Raw genomic sequence first — 17,502 nt, forward strand, 5'->3', positions numbered from 1 at the left:
GGGCAGCACACCACGATGACCCAACCGGCCCCGCACCCCGCCGCCCCGCCTTCCCGGCCCCCGCTCCGGCCCCGCCGCTCGCTGGCGGTCTGCGCGCTGATCGGCGCGGCGCTCATGGCCGCGGTCGACGAGATCGTCTTCCACCAGTTGCTCAACTGGCACCATTTCTACGACCGTTCGACCCCGCCGATCGGGCTTCTCTCCGACGGGCTGCTGCACACCGCGGAGCTGCTGGGCCTGGTGGCCGGTTTCGTGCTCCACGCCGACATGCGCCGCCGCGGCACCCTCTCCCCCGCCCATGCCCGGGCCGGGCTGTTTCTGGGTCTGGGCGCCTTCCAGCTCTTCGACGGCATCGTCGACCACAAGGTGCTGCGCATCCACCAGATCCGCTACGGCGCCGATCTGCTCCCCTACGACCTGGCGTGGAACGGCCTCGGCTTGGCGCTGCTGGGCGTCGGCGCGGTCCTGGCCGTACGCGCCGGGCGCACCTCCGGCCCGCCCGGCCGCCCCGGGCCCTCCAAGCCGCCGGAGCCCTCCCGGTGACGCCGGAGCACGTCCACTCCTCCGGTGCGGTCCCGGGTCCGGCGGTCCTGCTCGCCGCCGCCGCGCTGCTCGCGGTCGCCTGCTACCTGCTCGCCGCCACGCGTCTGCGGCACCGCGGCGACATCTGGCCGTACGCGCGCGACCTGTGCTTCGCGTCCGGTGGCGCGGCTCTGGCCTCGGCCGCCGTCGTCACACCGCCCGGCGGCCCGTTCACCGCCCATATGGCCCGGCACCTGGTGGTCGGCATGGCCGCGCCGCTGCTGCTGGTCCTGGCCCGGCCCCTCACCCTCGCGCTGCGCGTACTGCCCCCCGGCCGCCGCCGGCGCGCCCTGCTGGCCGCGGCGCACTCCCGGCCCGCCGCCTGGCTGGTCTTCCCGCCCCTGGCCGCGCTGCTGGACGTGGGCGGCCTGTGGGTGCTGTACCGCACACCGCTGTGGTCCGCCTCCCACGACCGGCCCCTCCTCCAGGCGGCGGTGCACTTCCATGTCCTGGCCGCGGGACTGCTGTTCACCTTCGCCGTGTGCCGGCTCGACCCGGTACGGCGCCGGTGGGGCCCGGCCTGGCGCGGCGCGGCGCTGCTGGGCGCGGGGGCGGCGCACGCCGCGCTCGCCAAGTCCCTTTACGCCGCGCCCCCGTACGGCACCGGCTTCGCCCCCGCCGACCTGCACACCGGAGCCCGGCTGATGTACTACGGCGGCGATCTGGTCGAGTTGGCCCTGGCCGTCGTCCTGGCCGTGCAGTGGTACACCGCCGGCGGCCGCGCCCTGGCCCGCTCCCGGCGGCGGTCCGGCGCCGCGACGGTGCCGGCCGCCGCCCGGGCGGACCCGCCGCACCCGCCCGGCGCCCGCCCGGCATCCGGTTGCCATCCGTATGAGTGCGACCGTGAACGGCGGGTACGCGAAGGACACAACCCGCAAGGGAGTCACATCGGTCAGCGGATCTCCATGCGCTGACGCCGCCGGCGGCCGGGTGTCCGTCCCCCGCACAGATCGGCCGCCGGCTCCTCCCTTCTCCGGCCGGCCCCCAAACGAGCCGAGACACCCCGACTCCGGCTCGCCTTGGACGAGGAAGCCGGGCCCGGGAGGAGGACGTGCCGCCCGGCGGGTCCGCAAGGGACCCGCACGAGGCGGCCGCCGTCCGTCCGGTACCGGGAAGGCCCGGCGCGGATCCCGGCCCACCGGCAGGACTTCGCCGCGGCGCCCGCCGGGCAGGGCGGCAGGGCGGCAGGACGGTAGGGCGACAGGGCTGTAGAGCGACAGATCGACAAATACTTGCGGGTGACTTGAGGGGCCGAATGCAGCAGGCCGCCGCGCGGCCGGGCCACGCCGGGGTCACGGTGGAAGTCCCCAACGTCTCGAAGGAGATTGATCCCATGCGTCGTCTTGTCCGCGTGTCCGCGGTCGGTGCCGGTCTCTGCTGCGCCCTGTTCGCCGCCGCCCCCGCCGCCACCGCCGCCTCGACCAGCCCCGAGTCGGGCGTCCAGATGTGCTCCGAGCACGTCAACCCCGGCCTGCTGGGCGGTCTGCTCCCGAGTGCGGGCAGCCAGACCAAGGGCTGCATGACCAGCAACGCCACCACGGCGGAGTAATCACTCGGCGGCATCCCGGGTGGGTGCCCCGCGGCCCGGCCGCGGGGCACCCACCCGCCGTTGCGCGGCCCGCCCGCGTCCCGCACGGCCCCTCCCACATGGCCCGCCGCGCACGGGGTACGAGGTCCGCGCACCACAGGCCGTGGCAGGAAGGAGCCGTGGAGCATGCCGGATTCCGCCCCCGCCCCGAACGGGCCGCTCCCGCCGTACCCGCCGGCCCCCTGGAGCTTCCGGGGGCATCTGTGGGCGGCGCTCCTGCCGGTGCGCCACCGGCTGCCCGTCCCGCCGGACCTCCGCCCGCTGGCGGGCACCTCCCTGCTGGCGGTCGGACTGGTCCGGTACCGGGAGGGCACCCTCGTCTACGACGAGCTGGCCATGGGCCCGCTGGTCCGGCGCGGCCGCCGCGCCGGACTGCTGATCGACCGCATCTGGGTCAGCGACACCGCGTCGGTGCGGGGCGGCCGGGACATCTGGGGGCTGCCCAAGGAGCTCGCCTCGTTCACGTGGTCGGACGGCTCGGTGCACGTCACCGACCACGACGGCCCGGTCGCCGGGCTGGCCTTCGCCCCGGGGAGGCTCCGGCTCCCGGCTTTTCCGCTGCCCCTTCCGGGCTTCTCCGGCTCGGCCGGGCGGCGGCTGTTCGTCCCGGGCCGCCTGGTGGGGTCCCTGCGCCCCGAGACGGTGGCGGTCACCTCGTGGTCGGACCGGCTTCCGCCCCTGGAGCGCACCACCGCACGGCTCTCGGTGGCGGTGCGCCCCTTCCGCATGACCGTTCCCGAACCGGTGCGCTGCTGACCGCCGGTCACGGCGGCTCCGTGCCCGCCGCCGCCCTCACCAGGGCGGTCAGCCCCCGGTGGACGGCGGGGTCGTCGCAGACCTGGTGGAGCCCGTGCAGGGCGAGCGCGCTCAGCCGCTCGATCCGCCTCTCCACGGCCGCCCGCACCCCCAGCGCGGTCAGGACGTCGCGGAAGCGGGCGAGCCGCTGGGGGGTCAGCGTCCGGTCCCCCAGGCTCTCGCGCAGGACGGCGCGGGCCCCGGCGTCGCCGAGCGCCTCGGCGCGGGCCAGGGCGAGGGCGACCAGATAGGTGTTCTTGCCCTCCCGTACGTCGTCACCCACCGGTTTGCCCGTTCGCCGCGGGTCGCCGAAGACGCCGAGGAGGTCGTCGCGGAGCTGGAAGGCCAGCCCAGCCCGCCGGCCCGCCAGGCGCAGCGCGCCGACCAGGGCGGGGGACGCGCCGCGCAGGACCGCGCCCAGTTGCAGGGGGCGTTCGGCGCTGTAGAGGGCGCTCTTGAGACAGGCCACGCGCAGCGCCGTCGGCGCCGAGAAGCCACCCTCGGCCTGGGTGTGCAGATCGAGGAACTGGCCGGCCACCATCTCCGTGCGCATCGCCCGCCACGGCTCCTGGACCCGCTGCCCGGCCGGCCCCTCCGGCAGCGCCTCGGCGAACATGTCGTCGGCCCAGGCCAGCGCGAGGTCGCCGGCGAGGGTCGCCATAGACGCCCCGTACGCCTCGGGGCTGCCGAGCATCCCCTCGCGCCGGTGGCGGCGGGCGAGGTCGACGTGGAGGGCCGGGCGGCCGCGGCGCAGCGCGGAGTCGTCCATCAGGTCGTCGTGGATCAGCGCGCAGGCCTGGAGCAGTTCCAGGGCCCCGGCGAGCCGGAGGGCGGTGGCCTCGTCGCCGTCCCCCGGGCGCCCTCCGGCGGCGCGCCAGCCCCACCACAGGAAGGCGGCGCGCGTCCGTTTGCCCCCGTGCAGCGCGAACCGTGTGACATCGGCGGCCGGCCGGGCGCGGAAGAGGCCGTCGAGGCCGCCGGCCTCCTCGCACCTGCGGTCGGTGTAGCGCCGCAGGGTCTCCTCGAGACCGCGGCGGAACTCGCCGTCGGGTCCTGTGGATTCGCCGCGGGCCGGGGAGGGCGGCAGGTCCGGTTCCGGCGGCCGCCCGTGGGCACCGCCGGAACCGTCACCGCCGCGGGCGCCGGGACCGGTCGCGGCCATCGGGCGTTCCGCACGAGGTCGCGCCCCGCCCGGCGGCGAGGCGGGGGCGCCTCGCCGGCCGGGGCGCGGGCGGGGTACGGCTGACGGGCATCGCGGCCTCCTCACCGTCGTCCTCGCCGCCGATGTCCCGGGCACCGGGGACGGCGGGCAACGGGTGCCCTCCCCCGGCGGCGGGGAACCTCCGCCGCCGGGGGGCACGGGCGGGGCTCAGCCCCGGCCGGGCCGGCGGGCGAGCAGGCTGCCGTCGAGGTGGGCCAGCAGGTCCGCGGGGTTCTCGTAGACCTCCGCCGCGCCCGCCTCCTCCAGCTCCCGCCGGGTGATGCCGCCCGAGAGCACCCCCACGCAGGGCACGCCCGCCCGCTCGCACGCCGCCACGTCCCACACGGTGTCGCCGACGAAGACGGCCCGGTCCGGGGTGACCTGCGCGCCGTCGAGCGCGGAGCGCACCAGGTCGGGCGCGGGTTTGCTGGCCTCCACGTCATCGGAGCTGGTCGCGGCGGTCACCGCCTCGTCCGCGCCCACCGCGCGCCGCATCGCCTCCAGTTCGTCGCCGCGCGCGGAGCTGGCCAGGACGACCGTCCAGCCGCGGTCGGCGCAGGCCCTCAGCAGTTCGGCCGCTCCGTCCAGCGGGGCCAGCCTCGGCCAGTACTCGGCGTACAGGGTGTGGTGGGCGGCGCTGACGGCGGCGGCCTCGTCCGGATCGTGGTCCTCACCGAGGAACCGGGCGAGGAGCTGGTCGCTTCCCATGCCGATGGTCCGGTGGATCACCGACATCGGCACCCGGCGGCCCGACTGCCGCAGCGCCTCCCACCAGGCCACGGTGTGCAGATAGGTGGTGTCCACCAGGGTGCCGTCCACATCGAAGAGCACGGCCCTTCCCGTTCCGTCGCCGCTCATCCGCAGCCCCTTTCCGCCGGTCGGCCTCCCGAGAGGCGTCTTCCCGGTTACCCCCGAACTCCCCGGCCATGGGGCGCGTGATCACCCGGACGGGGGTGTGCTCACCGCCCCCTGGGCCCCGTCCCCGGCGGCCCACCGCCGGTGGCACTCCCAGGCGGACAGCGTGCGCCGGCTGGTGAAGCGGCGTGCGCGGCCGGTGATGGGGTCTGTGAACTCCAGTGACCTGGCCAGCAGTTGGAGAGGGCGGCAGAAGTCGTCCGGGGCGGGGTCGGTGACCGCCGGATAGACCGGGTCGCCCAGGACGGGGATGCCCAGGGAACTCATGTGCAGGCGCAGCTGGTGGGTGCGGCCGGTCACCGGCACCAGCCGGTAGCGGCCGAGTCCGCCGCGGTGCTCCAGCAGTTCTACGCGGCTGGCGCTGTTGGGCTCCCCCGGCACCTCCCGCGCGGCGATGACCCCGCGCTCCTTGACGATCCGGCTGCGCACCGTGCGCGGCAGCGCGAGGCCCGGGTCGTGGGGCGCCACGGCCTCGTACTCCTTGCGCACCCGCCGGCCCTGGAAGAGGCCCTGGTAGGCGGCGCGGTGCTCGGGGCGGACGGTGAACATCACCACGCCCGCGGTGAGCCGGTCCAGCCGGTGCGCCGGGCTGAGCGCGGGCAGCCCCAGGTCGCGGCGGAGCCGGGCCAGCGCGGTCTCGGTGACGTGGCGGCCGCGCGGTGTGGTGGCCAGGAAGTGCGGCTTGTCCGCGACGACCAGGACGTCGTCGCGGTACAGCACCTCCACCGCGTACGGCACCGGCGCCTCCTGCGGCAGCTCCCGGTGGAACCACAGGTAGGCACCCGGCCGGTACGGGGCGGCGGGCGCCAGCGGGCCGTCCGCGCACCAGACGGCGCCCTCGCGCAGCATGGCGTCGATCAGGGCGGGCGCCACCGCGGGCAGCCGGTCGACCAGGTGGTCCCGGACCGTCTCCCAGCGGCCGTCCTCGGGCAGCCTGAGGCGGACGGGATCGATCCCGTGGCGCTGCGGCAGGGGGGAGGGCGGCACCGGGCGTCTGCGTCTCATCTCGGGGGCAAGCCTAGTGCCGTGCGGTACCGGGACGGCCGGGCGCCCGGTCCGGCCGCCGGGGCGGGCCGCCGTAGGATCGGGGCGACCGTCCACGCCCCTTCCCGGAGGTGCCGGTGTCCCCCGACCAGAGCCCCCGCGTCCTGACCGACCTCGACGACCGCATCGCGCGGGCGGCGCCGGACGAGGGCGGGGCGCTGTGGCGGCTGGCCGAGTCCGGACGGCAGCTCGACGCGAACCTGGTGCGCCTGCCGCCGGGGGCGTCCGTCGGCGAGCACGCCGAGAACGATCTGGACGTCCTGCTGCTCGTGGTCGCCGGCGGCGGGGAGGTGGAGGACGGCTCCGGCGGGCGCCGGGCGCTCGCCCCCAAGGCCCTGGTGTGGCTGCCGCGCACCTCGCGGCGGGCCCTGCGGGCGGGCCCGGACGGCCTGGTCTACCTGACCGTCCACCGCCGGCGGCCCGGCATGACCGTCGGCGCGCGCCCGTCCTCCGTGGAGCGCGCCGCTCCCGGCGGGGAGGAGGGCGGTGACGAGGGCGGCGAGGGCCCGTGCATGCTGGACCGGGTCTGCCCCGCCTGCGGCCGGATGAACGAGCGGGCGGACTCGGGCGTCTGCGAGCGGTGCGGCGAGCCGCTGCCGTCGCCGGGGACCGCGTAGGCGCCCCGGCTCGCGGGACCCGCCCCGCCGCCCCGCTTTCCCGGTCAGCGCCCGGTCAGCGCCCTTGGCAGCTGTAGAGGAGCAGAAGCAGGAGGGCCGTACCGGCCAGGCTGACCAGCAGGGAGCCCAGGCACCCGGTGCGGTTGGAGAAGAAGACGAACACGGTCACCGTCTCAGGGATCGTCGCGCGGGCGCCCCGGCGGGTGCCGGGGCACCGGGCCGGTGGCCGGCACCGCCCCTGCTCACGTGTGCCCCGAGCTGCCCGCGAAAAGCACCCGGGCGAGTTCGTCGTCCAGTGAGGGGCGGATCTTCGCCGAGCACGCCCCGCCGGTGGCCTCGTCGACCACCTCGATCACGCAGCGGGCCTCGTGCATGGCCTTGGGGCGGTCGGCCGAGGCGCGCTGCGCGACGCGGTCGAAGAACTCCTGGGGGCTCATCCGCATGCCCGAGGCCGGCTCGTCGGGCGCGTACGCCACCCTGCGCAGATGCTCGCCGATCTCGCGTGGGAGCTGAGCGGCCAGCTTCTCCGCGACCGTGGCCGGGACTCGTTCCGCGAGGGTCTCCAGGCTGGCCCGGGTGGCGGTCTCGGCCGCGCCGGGGTTGTCCAGCCGGGCACGCGCCTGTACCTGTCCGAGGAAGGTGTCGTACCGCATGGTCACCTCGTCCCTTCTTCGCTGACCCAGCCCCGGTACCCGGGCGAAATGGGAGGAAACACCCGTTCGGCGGCTCCGGGGGCGGCTCGGGTCCGGCCCCGGTGACGGGTTCGGGTCGGGGCCGGACCGGAGCCTTCACCGGGGCGGGCAGCCGTGTCAGGAACCGCCGCAGACGGTGTCCGGCACGGCCGGGGACCCGGCGGCCGTGAAGCCGAACGTCGCCGAGCCGTCGGGGGCCAGCCGCGCGTTCCAGGCCGCGCCGGTGGCGATCACGGTGTCGCCGGAGCGGGTGAGCGTGGCGTTCCAGACGCTGCCGACCGTGAACCCGCCCTGCGGGGTCCAGCGCACCTGCCAGCCGTCGACGGGTGCGGAGCCGTTGTTGCGCACCGTCACCTCGGCCTGGAAACCGCCCGACCACTGGTTGACGACCCGGTAGTCGGCGGTGCACAGCGCCTGTCCGGGGCCGCCCGGCTCACCGGGCTCCTCCGGTTCCTCCGGCTCGCCGGGCTCCTCCGGGCCGGCGTCGGTGTAGGTGAGTCCGTACCCGTAGGGGAACAGCGCGTCCTTGCCGTCGCCGTCGTTGACCGGCTGCTGGCCGGCGGACCGCATCCAGGTCACCGGGAGCTTCCCCGTCGGCGCGTGGCCGCCGTAGAGCACGTCGGCCACCCCCGCGCCCTCGGTGCCCGGCAGCCAGGAGGCGAGCAGCGCGTCCCAGCCGTCGAGCTGCCCCGCGATGTCCAGCGGACGGCCGGAGACGAGCACGACCACGACGGGCACTCCGGAGGCCTTGAGCCGCGAGAGGGTGGTCAGGTCCTCCTGGTCCAGGCCCATCGAGCCGGGCCGGTCGCCCTCCATCTCCGCGTACGGCCTCTCGCCGACCACGGCCACGGCCACGTCGTAGGAGCCGTCGATGCCGTTGCCGTAGCGGTCGTAGGCGACCTTCGAGGGGTCCGACGCCGCGGCCCGCATGCCCTCCAGGATGGTGGTGCCCGGTGTGATGTCACCGCTGGATCCCTGCCAGGTGATGGTCCAGCCGCCGCTCTGGTTGCCGATGTCGTCGGCGTTCTTCCCCGCCACGAAGACCTTCGCCGACTCGGCCAGCGGCAGCAGCCCGCCGGAGTTCTTCAGCAGCACCTGGGACTTGCGCACCGCCTCCCGGGCGAGTTCGCGGTGGGCGGCGGAGCCGATCGTGGAGGTGTAGGAGCGGTCGGTGTAGGGGTTCTCGAACAGACCCAGCTCGAACTTCTTCGCCAGGATGCGGCGGTTGGCGTCGTCGACGCGCTCCATCGGCACCCGTCCGGCCCGCACCTCGCCGCGCAGCAGCTCGATGAACCTGCGGTAGTCGTGGGGCACCATCACCATGTCGATGCCGGCGTTCACCGCGTCGCGGACCTCGGAGGCGGTGAAGCCCTCCCGCCCGTCGAGCTGGTCCACGCCCGCCCAGTCGGACACCACGAAGCCGGTGAAGCCCAGTTCGCCCTTGAGGACGTCGGTGATCAGGTAGCGGTGGCCGTGCAGCTTCGCGCCGTTCCAGCTGCTGTAGGAGACCATCACCGAGCCCACGCCCCGCTCCACCGCCTCGCGGAACGGCGGCAGGTGGATCGCGCGCAGCTCGGCCTCGCTCAGCTCGGTGTTCCCCTGGTCGTCGCCGCCGGTGGTGCCGCCGTCGCCGATGTAGTGCTTGGCGGTGGCCAGGATCGAGCCGGGGGCGTCGAGCGAGGCGCCCTGGAGGCCGTCGATCAGCGACGTCATCGCACCGGGCAGTTCGGGCGTCTCGCCGAAGGACTCGTAGGTGCGCCCCCAGCGGTCGTCGCGGGCCACGCACAGGCAGGGCGCGAAGGTCCAGTCGACACCGGTGCCGGAGACCTCCTCGGCGGTGGCGCGCCCGATCCGCTCCACCAGTCCGGGATCGCGGGTGGCGCCGAGCCCGATGTTGTGGGGGAAGATCGTCGCCCCGCGCACGTTGTTGTGGCCGTGGACGGCGTCCACGCCGTAGATCATGGGGATGCCCAGCGGGGTGGACAGCGCGGTGCGCTGGAAGGAGTCGTACATCTCCGCCCACGCCTGGGGGGTGTTGGGGGTGGGGACGGAGCCGCCGCCGGACAGGACGGAGCCGATGCGGTAGGCCGCCAGGTCCGACCGCGTCTCCAGCGCGCTCCGGTCGACCTGGGTCATCTGGCCGATCTTGTCGTCCAGGGACATGCGGGACAGCAGGTCCTCGACTCGGTCGTCCACCGGCAGTGCCGGGTCCTCGTAGGCGGGCGGCGCGTCGGCCGACGCCGCGGCGGGTGTGCCGTTCAGACTGCAGGCCACCATCAGGCTCACCGCCGCTCCCGCGGTCAGCCGCCGGAGCCGCCCGCGTAACGCGGTGCCGGCCGGTGTCCGTCCCGTCCGCTGTCCGGGGGTCCCTCTCGTCGTCCGTCTCATCGCGGTGCCGTCCTTCCGGTGGGGCCGCGCTCTGGACACGCGGTCTGTGGGGGGCTTCCGGCCCCGGCCGGTGGCCACCGGGCCGGACGTCCGGCCCCGGCGGAGGAGACACCGGGGCCGGACGCGGAGCCGGTTCGGCGGCGCGCCCTCATCGCGCCGCCGGACCGGGGGTTCCCGACCGGGACTCCAGGCGCGGGGAGCCTTCCGGACGGGTGGTCGTGGTTCAGGGGCGCAGCGGCGGCTCCGCGTTGCGCACCAGTTCCAGCGCCTGCTCCGGGAACCACTGGCCGGCCGCCGGATCGACCATGCCGCGCGCGGGGTCCTGGGGCCCCTCGGTGCCGCGCAGGCACAGGCCGTCCGACTCGCCGGGGATCTTGATCCACAGGCGGGCGTCGTGCAGCGGGTCGCCGGTGCGGGTGGTCGGCCGCGCGCCCAGGCCGCGGTCCGGCGGGTTGCACCACTCCTGCGGGTCCGGGTACAGGCCCGCCGGAGCCGTCCACGGCCCCTTGCCGTTGCGGCTGGTGTCGGTGACGAAGTGGGGCTGGTCGGACGGGTCCGCGGTGACGTTCTCGTCCAGCCAGGCCTGGGCGTCGTTCCTGTCCGACCACTGGTCGGGGCAGGAGGCCGCGTCGCCGCCGCCCTGGACGTACTCCACGCAGCCGGACACCAGCTTGCCGTACCAGGCCAGTTCTTCGTCGGCCCGGTAGTTGGAGGCGTTGAGGTAGAAGCCGGCGGTCCGCTCGATCCCGGCCTCGACCAGCCGGGGCGCGATGGAGCCGACGCCGTGCCAGCCGCTGTGTCCGGCGTCGAGGTAGACGGTGGCGCCGGGCCGGGCCGAGAGGGTCTCGACGGCGTAGCGGATCTCCGCGTAGCGGGCGGCGGTCAGGGTGCCCTCGTCATCGTCCTGGCCGCAGTCGGAGGGCAGCAGGGCGAGGGAGTCGGGCTCCAGGACGATCAGCGCCCTCCTGCCGCCGAGGCCCCTGGCGACCTCGTCGATCCAGGCCTTGTACTCGGCGGTGTTCGCCGCGCCGCCCGCCGAGTACTGCGAGCAGTCGCGCCCGGGGACGTTGTAGAGGGCCAGCACCGGCAGGGCGCCCTTGCGCGCGGCGTCCCGCACGATGCGGGCCACCTCCTGCCGGATGCGGCTGTCGTCCCCGTTCCCGTTGAGCCAGACGGCCTGGGGGGTGGTCACCATCCGGGCGATGCCGGCGGCGTCCCGGTACTCCCCCGCCTCCACCAGTTCCCCGATCTGCGTGTACGCGTCGGGGTTGGCCGGCGGTACGTACAGGCGCTCTCCGCCCCGTCCCCGCTTCTCCGCCCCCTCCGCGGCCCGGTCGGCGGCCCCGGCCGTCCCGGCGGCCCCGGCGACCAGTGCCAGCGCGGCGGCGGCTGCGGCCGCTGCGATGACGGTTCCTCTTCTGCGTCTGCGCACGTTCCCGGCTCCTGACGTGGGCGGTCCGACGGAGCACTCACCGGCGGCACGGCCCGCCGCTTGATGGGAGCGCTCCCATGCTCGCTGCCAGACCTTCCTCCCGTCAGCGCCGCCCGTCAAGACCCCCGCCCGGTTTTTCCGCGGAGCCCGCCGCGCCCCGCACCCCGCACCAGGGGCTTTGGTTGCGGAGGCGAAGGGCGAGGGCGGCGGCGGAGCACCCGCCGCGCGGCGCCCTCCTCTAGAGTCGGAGGCATGGCTGCAGACGAGGCGAGCGTAAGGATCGACAGCTGGATCTGGTCCGTCCGGCTCACCAAGACACGTTCGATGGCCGCCGACGCCTGCCGCGGGGGCCACGTCCGCATCAACGGGGACCGCGTGAAGGCCTCCCACCCTGTGCGCCCCGGCGACGAGGTGCGGCTGCGCCATCTGGGCCGCGACCGGATCGTCGTCGTCACGCGCCTGGTGCGCAAGCGGGTCGGCGCCGCCGTCGCGGCGGAGTGCTTCGTCGACAACAGCCCGCCCCCGCCCCCGCGCGAGTACACCGCCCCGGCGGCCCGGCGCGACCGCGGCGCCGGCCGCCCGACCAAGCGCGAGCGGCGCGAGATCGAGCGGCTGCGCGGTCGCTGACCCCACCCGCCGCGTGGGACCGGGCCGTACGCCGTCGGTGTACGGCCCGGTCCCGCACGACCGGGACGCACGGCCGGGACCGCACGTCCGCACCCTCGCGCGGCCACCCCGATTCGCGGCGGGGAATCCCCCGGCCGCCCATGATCCCGGTCACACCGCGACATCGGCGCCCCCGGTGATTCCGCTCCCTTGGAGCCGGCCCCCCGTCCCCTCCCCGCACTATCGTCCAATTTTCAATCATTCGCCGGACGGCCTCGCCGGCGGACCGCGACGAGGCAGGTCCGAGGGCCCGGCCGGACGTGCTGTCAGGTGATGCGAAGTACGCCCCCACCTGTTTTCTTTTGACACCGCGTATGACTAACATCGCTCCGTCCTTCGCCGCCCTCACCAGCGGCGACCCGTCACCGTGAACCACTGCTGGGGAGAGATGGCACTGCGCACCCGTGTGCCGAGGCGGCAGGGGCGGTCGGCGAGCAAAACGTTCCGCCTGAGTTCACTGCGTCCGAACTCGATCCGGACGGCCCTGCTCATCCTGGCCGTCGTGCCCAGCCTCGCCATGATCGCCCTGTGGGGTGTCAGCACCGCCCAGTGGGCGCGGGACTGGGAGGTCCAAAAGGACGAGAAGGCCCTCGCCGCCCGTGCCGGCACCCCGGCCAACGCCGTCTACTTCAACCTCCAGGAGGAGCGGCGCCTCAGCGCCGAGATGCTGGCCGATCCCGACGGCCCGACCCGCGCCGCCCTGCGCGAGCAGCGCGCCCGGACCGACGAGGCCATTCGCGCCTTCCGCTCGCTGTCCGGCATCGACGCCTCCAACGCACCCGAGGACCTGCGGGAGATCGTCGAGCTGACCCGCTCGGACATGCTCCGCATCGACCGCATCCGCCAGAGCGTGGACAACGGGGTGGCGGGCCAGGCCGACGTCTTCCGCTACTTCACCGAGCTGATCGCCGTCGACCTGCGGCTCTTCGAGACCCTGAGCCGCTCGCAGAACAGCGAGGTGACGGCCCGGGCCAGGGTCCTGATCGACCTGTTCTGGGCCAAGGAGATGCTCTCCCGCGAGGACGCCCTGCTCGCCCGGGGCTGGGGCACCCGCCGGATCACCAACGGCGAGCACTCCAACCTGACCGAGTGGATCGGCGCGCAGCAGTTCCTGCTGGAGAGCCGGATCGCGCCCCACCTGCCGCACGAGGACCTCCTGCTGTACCGCCAGATGACCACCAGCAGCCACTGGCTGGGCAAGGCCGAGACGGAGCGGGTGCTGCTGGGCGCGCACTCCCACAACGGGGCGTCCGGCATCCCCCTGCCCGACTCCGAGGCCGAGTGGCGGAAGTCGGTGGACGCGATCACCCCGCAGTTCCAGAAGCTGGTGATGAACCGGACCATCGACATCAACCGGGTCGGCGACGAGGCGCTGGCATCTCTGGAGCGCCGCATGACGATCGTCGCCGCCATCGGCCTGGTCGCGGTCCTCCTGGTCGTCACGCTCAGCCTGCGGACCGCGAGCGTCCTGCGACGGCGCATCACATCACTGCGCCAGGAGGCCCTGGAGCTGGAGAGGAAGCTGCCGGACGTCGTCGAGCGGCTGCGCCGCGGCGAGGCGGTCGACACCGAGACCGAGGTGCCCCGGGTCGGTCACGAGAGGGACGAACTGGGCCGGCTGGGCCAGGCCCTCAACCTCGCGGGCCGCAGCGCCGTCGAGACCGCCGTACGGGAGGTCGAGCAGCACCGCGGCTTCGAGCGCCTGCTCCAGCGCATCGCCCGCCGCACCCAGCTCCTCATCGGCCTCCAGATGAAGAAGCTCGACGAGATGGAGCGCCGCCACGAGGACCCGGAGGTGCTGGAGGGCCTGTTCGACCTCGACCATCTGACGGCCCGTCTGCGCCGCTACGAGGAGAACCTGGTCATCCTCGGCGGCGGCCAGCCGCAGCGGCGCTGGCGCAAGCCGGTGAAGATGCTCGACGTGCTGCGCGCCGCGCTGGGCGAGGTGCAGGACTACCGGCGCATCCAGGTCGAGGTCGAGGGCCGGCCCTGGCTGACCGGCCGCGCCGTGGGCCCGGTGGTGCACGTGCTGGCCGAGCTGATGGAGAACGCCGCCGCGTTCTCCAAGCCGCCCACCCCCGTGGAGGTGCGGGCCGGCATGGTCGGGCGGGGCCTGGTCGTGGAGATCGAGGACCGCGGCCTGGGCATGGAGCCGGACGAGTACGAGCGGGTCAACCGGCTCATCGCCGATCCGCCCCGCGCCGACATGCTCTCCCGCGCCGACGACGTCCGGCTCGGTCTGTACGTGGTCGCGCGGCTCGCCTCCGGGCTGGGTCTGGGGGTCGAGTTCCGGCCGTCGGTGTTCGGCGGCACCCGGGTGATCGTCCACATCCCCGAGGAACTGGTGGCGGACCGGCCCGCCGACGACGCGCCCCGGAGGGCCGGCGCGCGCCGTGAGGCGGACGCCGTACGCGGCAGCGCCGCCGGCAGCGAGAGCACGCGGCCGGCCGGCGGGTCCCCCGCGCCGCTGCCCGTGCGGTCCCGCGGCCGGGCGATGTCCGCGGTCGTCCCCGCTCCGGCGGGCCCGCCGTCCGCCGAAGCGGCCCGGCGCGCCGGGGACACCGGGAGCGCCCGGGACACCGAAGCCGCCGGGAACCCCGACGGCGCCGGAGAAGCGCGGCACGACGGCGCGGAGGCCAGGCCCCTGCCCAAGCGCGTCCGCCAGGCCAGCCTCGTCCCCGAGCTGCGGAAGCCGGCCGCCCGGAGAGCCCCCGCTCCCGACGAGGACACGCTCACCCTGCGCCCGGAGCCCGCCCGTTCCGGCGCCGCCATCGGCGCCTTCCAGCGGCAGTCCCGCATCGCCAGGCAGCAGGCCGCCCCCGACGCCCCCTCCACAACCGGCGGCAGCACGCCGGGTCAGAGCCGACCCAAGACGGAAGACCGAACATGACACAGCGAACCACCGCCACCAACCAAGACCTGGACTGGCTGCTGGACGGTCTGGTCGAGCAGGTGCCGGGCACCCGGCACGCCGTCGTCCTGTCGGACGACGGGCTGGTGATCAGCCAGTCGGGCACCATCGAACGCACCGCCGCCGAGCGGCTGGCCGCCGTGGCCACCGGCCAGCAGAGCCTGGCCCGCGGCGTCGACGAGCTGTTCGACGGCGGCCCGGTGCAGCAGGTCATCGTGGAGCTGGCCAACCTGTGGCTGTTCATCACCGCGGCCGGCAAGGGCACCCACCTGGCCGTCGTCGCCTCCCAGGACGTGGACGCCGAGGTGATGGCGGTGGCCATGCACACCCTCGTCCAGCAGGTCGGCCAGAAGCTCGGCACCGAGGCCCGGTCCGACGCCCCGGCCTCCGGCGGGGGTGGACGTGGGTGAACCACTGGACGGACAGTCTGGAGTCCGACGGAGAAGAAGAGGACTCACTGGTCCGGCCGTACACCATCACACGCGGCCGCACCGCTCCGCAGCGCGACGACCTCACCCTGATCACGGTGGTGACGACGGTCGAGCCCGAGGAGGGCCGGCCCGCCGGGCGGCGGCTGGAGCCGGAGCACCGGGCCATCGTCGAGCAGTGCCGCGAGCCGGCCGCGGTGGCGGAGATCGCCGCTGAGCTGGACCTGCCCGTGTCGGTGACGAAGATCCTGATCGGCGATCTCGTGGCGCTCGGCAGGGTGACGACCCGTCCGCCGCTGGCGGACGGGGGAAGTGGTGGACTGAACGTGGAAACTCTTCAGGCGGTGAGGGATGGGCTCCAGAGACTCTGACGGTACGACGGGCCCCCTGGCCGTCAAGATCCTCGTCGCCGGGGGCTTCGGGGTGGGCAAGACCACGATGGTGGGGGCGGTCAGCGAGGTGGCCCCCCTGCGCACCGAGGAGTACCTGACCGAGGCCAGCGTGGGAGTGGACGACATCGGCGGGGTCGCGGAGAAGACCACCACCACGGTGGCGCTCGACTTCGGCCGGATCACCGTCAACCCCGAGCTGGTGGTCTACCTCTTCGGCACCCCGGGCCAGGAGCGCTTCTGGTTCATGTGGAACGACCTGGTCAACGGCGCCCTGGGCGCGGTCGTCCTGGTCGACACCCGGCGGCTGGAGGTCAGTTTCGCCTCCATCGACTTCTTCGAGAGCCGGGGCATCCCCTTCGTGGTGGGCGTCAACTGCTTCCACGGCCGCTGCGACCGCACCGAGCAGGAGGTGCGCGACGCCCTCGACCTCGACCCGGGCGTCCCGCTGCTGCTGGGGGACGTACGGCGGCCCGAGGCGGGCCGCGATCTGCTGGTCGCCCTGATCGACCTGCTGATGGCCCGGTCCGCGCCGGTCCACGAGCCGGCCGGCTGACCGGCGGCGAGGCCGCCCCTCCCCCGCCCGCCGGCCGGCGCGCTCCGGCGCGCACTCCGCACGGCTCCTCCCCGCACGCCCCTCCCCGAAGGCTCTCCCGAAAGGAAGTCATGTCCCCGGCCCCTACCGTTCTCATCGTCGGAGGCGGGATCTGCGGCAACGCCCTCGCCGTCCTGCTGCGCCGCGCGGGCATCGGAGTCGACCTGGTGGAGGTCTCCTCCGACTGGAACGTCCAGGGCTCCGGCATCACCCTCCAGGGCAACGCCCTGCGGGTGCTGCGCGAGGTGGGCGTGTGGGAGGAGGTCGGCAGGGCGGGCTTCGGTTTCGACACCCTCGGGCTGATCGCCCCGGACGGCACGGTGCTGCACGTCGCCGAGGACATCCGCACCGGCGGGCCCGGACTGCCCGCCACCTTGGGCATACGCCGCCCCGATCTCCAGCGCGTCCTGACCGGCGCCGTACGCGCGGCCGGGGTCCGCGTCCGGCTCGGCTGCACGGTGGAGTCCCTGGAGCAGGACGGCGGCGGGGTGGACGTCCGCCTCACCGACGGCACCGCCGGCCGCTACGACCTGGTGGTCGCCGCCGACGGGCTGGGCTCCCCCGTCCGCGCGATGATCGGGATCGAGGACCGGCCCGAGCCCACCGGAATGGGCATCTGGCGTGTCACCGCGCCCCGCCCGCGGGGCGTGGAGCGCACCGATCTGGCCTACGGCGGCCCCGCCTACATCGCCGGCTACTGCCCCACCGGCGAGGACTCCCTCTACGCCTATCTGGTCGAGCCCGCGCGCGAGCGCGCCGAGCTGCCCCCCTCCTCGTACGCCGCCCGGATGCGCGAACTGGCCGCGGGCTACGGCGGCGCCTGGGAGGAGATCCGCTCCTCCATATCGGAGGACTCCGCGGTCAACTACACCTGGTTCCACCGGCTCCTGGTCGAGGGGCCGTGGCACCGCGGCCGGGTCGTGCTGGCCGGGGACGCGGCCCACGCCTGCCCGCCCACCCTCGCCCAGGGCGCGGCGATGTCCCTGGAGGACGCCCTCGTCCTCGCCGAGTTGCTCGCCGGCGGCGCCGACTGGGACGAGGAGCTGCCGGCCGCCTACCGGGAGCGCCGCATGCCGCGGGTGCGCATGGTCGTGGAGAACTCCGTGCGGCTGGGCGCCTGGCTGATGGAGGGCGTGCGGGACGCGGACGTGCCCGGACTGATCGGCCGGACCATGACGGTGCTCGGCGAGCGCCCGTAGGACGGTGTCCTTCCGGTGCTCCGCGGTCCGTGCGCGCTCCATCCAAGGCTCGTAGCGGTC

At 74.9% G+C, this 17,502-nt stretch carries 17 protein-coding genes; 11 read left to right on the forward strand and 6 right to left on the reverse strand.

The annotated features are described in order from the left end of the window. Positions 1-15: 15 nt before the first annotated feature. The 4 genes from BMY40_RS11180 (at position 16) to BMY40_RS11195 (ending at position 2,926) form a co-directional block, all read left to right on the forward strand. Positions 16-543 (forward strand): DUF2243 domain-containing protein, encoded by a 528-nt coding sequence (locus tag BMY40_RS11180; protein ID WP_093658207.1) that lies wholly within the window; start codon positions 16-18, stop codon positions 541-543. After that, on the forward strand, positions 540-1,496 hold the full coding sequence (locus BMY40_RS11185) for a cytochrome c oxidase assembly protein (protein ID WP_093658209.1): 957 nt from the start codon (positions 540-542) through the stop codon (positions 1,494-1,496). Before BMY40_RS11180 ends, BMY40_RS11185 begins: the two co-directional genes overlap by 4 nt. 419 nt (positions 1,497-1,915) lie before the next feature. After that, positions 1,916-2,131 carry a hypothetical protein gene (locus BMY40_RS11190; protein WP_143071764.1) on the forward strand — a complete coding sequence of 72 codons (216 nt, stop codon included), beginning with the start codon at positions 1,916-1,918 and terminating at the stop codon, positions 2,129-2,131. A 165-nt stretch (positions 2,132-2,296) separates the two neighbouring features. Next, on the forward strand, positions 2,297-2,926 hold the full coding sequence (locus BMY40_RS11195) for an acetoacetate decarboxylase family protein (protein ID WP_093658213.1): 630 nt from the start codon (positions 2,297-2,299) through the stop codon (positions 2,924-2,926). Between the two features lie 7 nt (positions 2,927-2,933). On the opposite strand, the gene BMY40_RS11200 is transcribed toward BMY40_RS11195, so the two are convergent. The 3 genes from BMY40_RS11200 to BMY40_RS11215 all read right to left on the reverse strand — a co-directional run bounded on the left by BMY40_RS11200 (position 2,934) and on the right by BMY40_RS11215 (position 6,086). Beyond that, entirely contained in the window at positions 2,934-4,127 is a 1,194-nt protein-coding gene (locus BMY40_RS11200) for a polyprenyl synthetase family protein (protein ID WP_093658215.1), read from the reverse strand. Positions 4,128-4,334: 207 nt separating this feature from the next. After that, on the reverse strand, positions 4,335-5,024 hold the full coding sequence (locus BMY40_RS11210) for an HAD family hydrolase (RefSeq protein WP_093658219.1): 690 nt from the start codon (positions 5,022-5,024) through the stop codon (positions 4,335-4,337). An 81-nt stretch (positions 5,025-5,105) separates the two neighbouring features. Continuing rightward, positions 5,106-6,086 (reverse strand): RluA family pseudouridine synthase, encoded by a 981-nt coding sequence (locus BMY40_RS11215; RefSeq protein ID WP_093658221.1) that lies wholly within the window; start codon positions 6,084-6,086, stop codon positions 5,106-5,108. A gap of 116 nt (positions 6,087-6,202) precedes the next feature. On the opposite strand from BMY40_RS11215, the gene BMY40_RS11220 reads away from it, so the two are divergent. Continuing rightward, positions 6,203-6,742: a cupin domain-containing protein gene (locus tag BMY40_RS11220; protein WP_093658223.1), complete on the forward strand. Its 540-nt coding sequence runs from the start codon at positions 6,203-6,205 to the stop codon at positions 6,740-6,742. Positions 6,743-6,984: 242 nt separating this feature from the next. On the opposite strand, the gene BMY40_RS11225 is transcribed toward BMY40_RS11220, so the two are convergent. The 3 genes from BMY40_RS11225 to BMY40_RS11235 form a co-directional block, all read right to left on the reverse strand. Next, positions 6,985-7,395 (reverse strand): DUF2267 domain-containing protein, encoded by a 411-nt coding sequence (locus tag BMY40_RS11225; RefSeq protein WP_093658225.1) that lies wholly within the window; start codon positions 7,393-7,395, stop codon positions 6,985-6,987. A gap of 156 nt (positions 7,396-7,551) precedes the next feature. Continuing rightward, positions 7,552-9,711, reverse strand: coding sequence for a glycoside hydrolase family 3 N-terminal domain-containing protein (locus BMY40_RS11230; RefSeq protein ID WP_093658590.1), 2,160 nt, complete (start codon positions 9,709-9,711; stop codon positions 7,552-7,554). A gap of 334 nt (positions 9,712-10,045) precedes the next feature. Further along, positions 10,046-11,254 (reverse strand): glycoside hydrolase family 6 protein, encoded by a 1,209-nt coding sequence (locus BMY40_RS11235; protein WP_245770007.1) that lies wholly within the window; start codon positions 11,252-11,254, stop codon positions 10,046-10,048. A 252-nt stretch (positions 11,255-11,506) separates the two neighbouring features. Between BMY40_RS11235 and BMY40_RS11240 the strand changes: the two genes are divergently transcribed. The 6 genes from BMY40_RS11240 to BMY40_RS11265 all read left to right on the forward strand — a co-directional run bounded on the left by BMY40_RS11240 (position 11,507) and on the right by BMY40_RS11265 (position 17,442). Then, positions 11,507-11,881, forward strand: a complete 375-nt coding sequence (locus BMY40_RS11240; protein WP_093658227.1) for an RNA-binding S4 domain-containing protein — start codon at positions 11,507-11,509, stop codon at positions 11,879-11,881. A 541-nt stretch (positions 11,882-12,422) separates the two neighbouring features. Further along, positions 12,423-14,810, forward strand: coding sequence for a sensor histidine kinase (locus BMY40_RS11245; RefSeq protein ID WP_245770008.1), 2,388 nt, complete (start codon positions 12,423-12,425; stop codon positions 14,808-14,810). Next, on the forward strand, positions 14,807-15,241 hold the full coding sequence (locus BMY40_RS11250; protein ID WP_093658231.1) for a roadblock/LC7 domain-containing protein: 435 nt from the start codon (positions 14,807-14,809) through the stop codon (positions 15,239-15,241). Before BMY40_RS11245 ends, BMY40_RS11250 begins: the two co-directional genes overlap by 4 nt. Continuing rightward, positions 15,238-15,630 carry a DUF742 domain-containing protein gene (locus BMY40_RS11255; protein ID WP_093658233.1) on the forward strand — a complete coding sequence of 131 codons (393 nt, stop codon included), beginning with the start codon at positions 15,238-15,240 and terminating at the stop codon, positions 15,628-15,630. The genes BMY40_RS11250 and BMY40_RS11255 overlap by 4 nt, the downstream gene beginning before the upstream one ends. After that, positions 15,611-16,204, forward strand: coding sequence for a GTP-binding protein (locus tag BMY40_RS11260; protein ID WP_093658235.1), 594 nt, complete (start codon positions 15,611-15,613; stop codon positions 16,202-16,204). The genes BMY40_RS11255 and BMY40_RS11260 overlap by 20 nt, the downstream gene beginning before the upstream one ends. A gap of 110 nt (positions 16,205-16,314) precedes the next feature. After that, entirely contained in the window at positions 16,315-17,442 is a 1,128-nt protein-coding gene (locus BMY40_RS11265) for an FAD-dependent oxidoreductase (RefSeq protein WP_093658237.1), read from the forward strand. Positions 17,443-17,502 lie beyond the last annotated feature (60 nt).

It is taken from the genome of Streptomyces radiopugnans, assembly GCF_900110735.1.
Lineage (GTDB): Bacteria > Actinomycetota > Actinomycetes > Streptomycetales > Streptomycetaceae > Streptomyces > Streptomyces radiopugnans.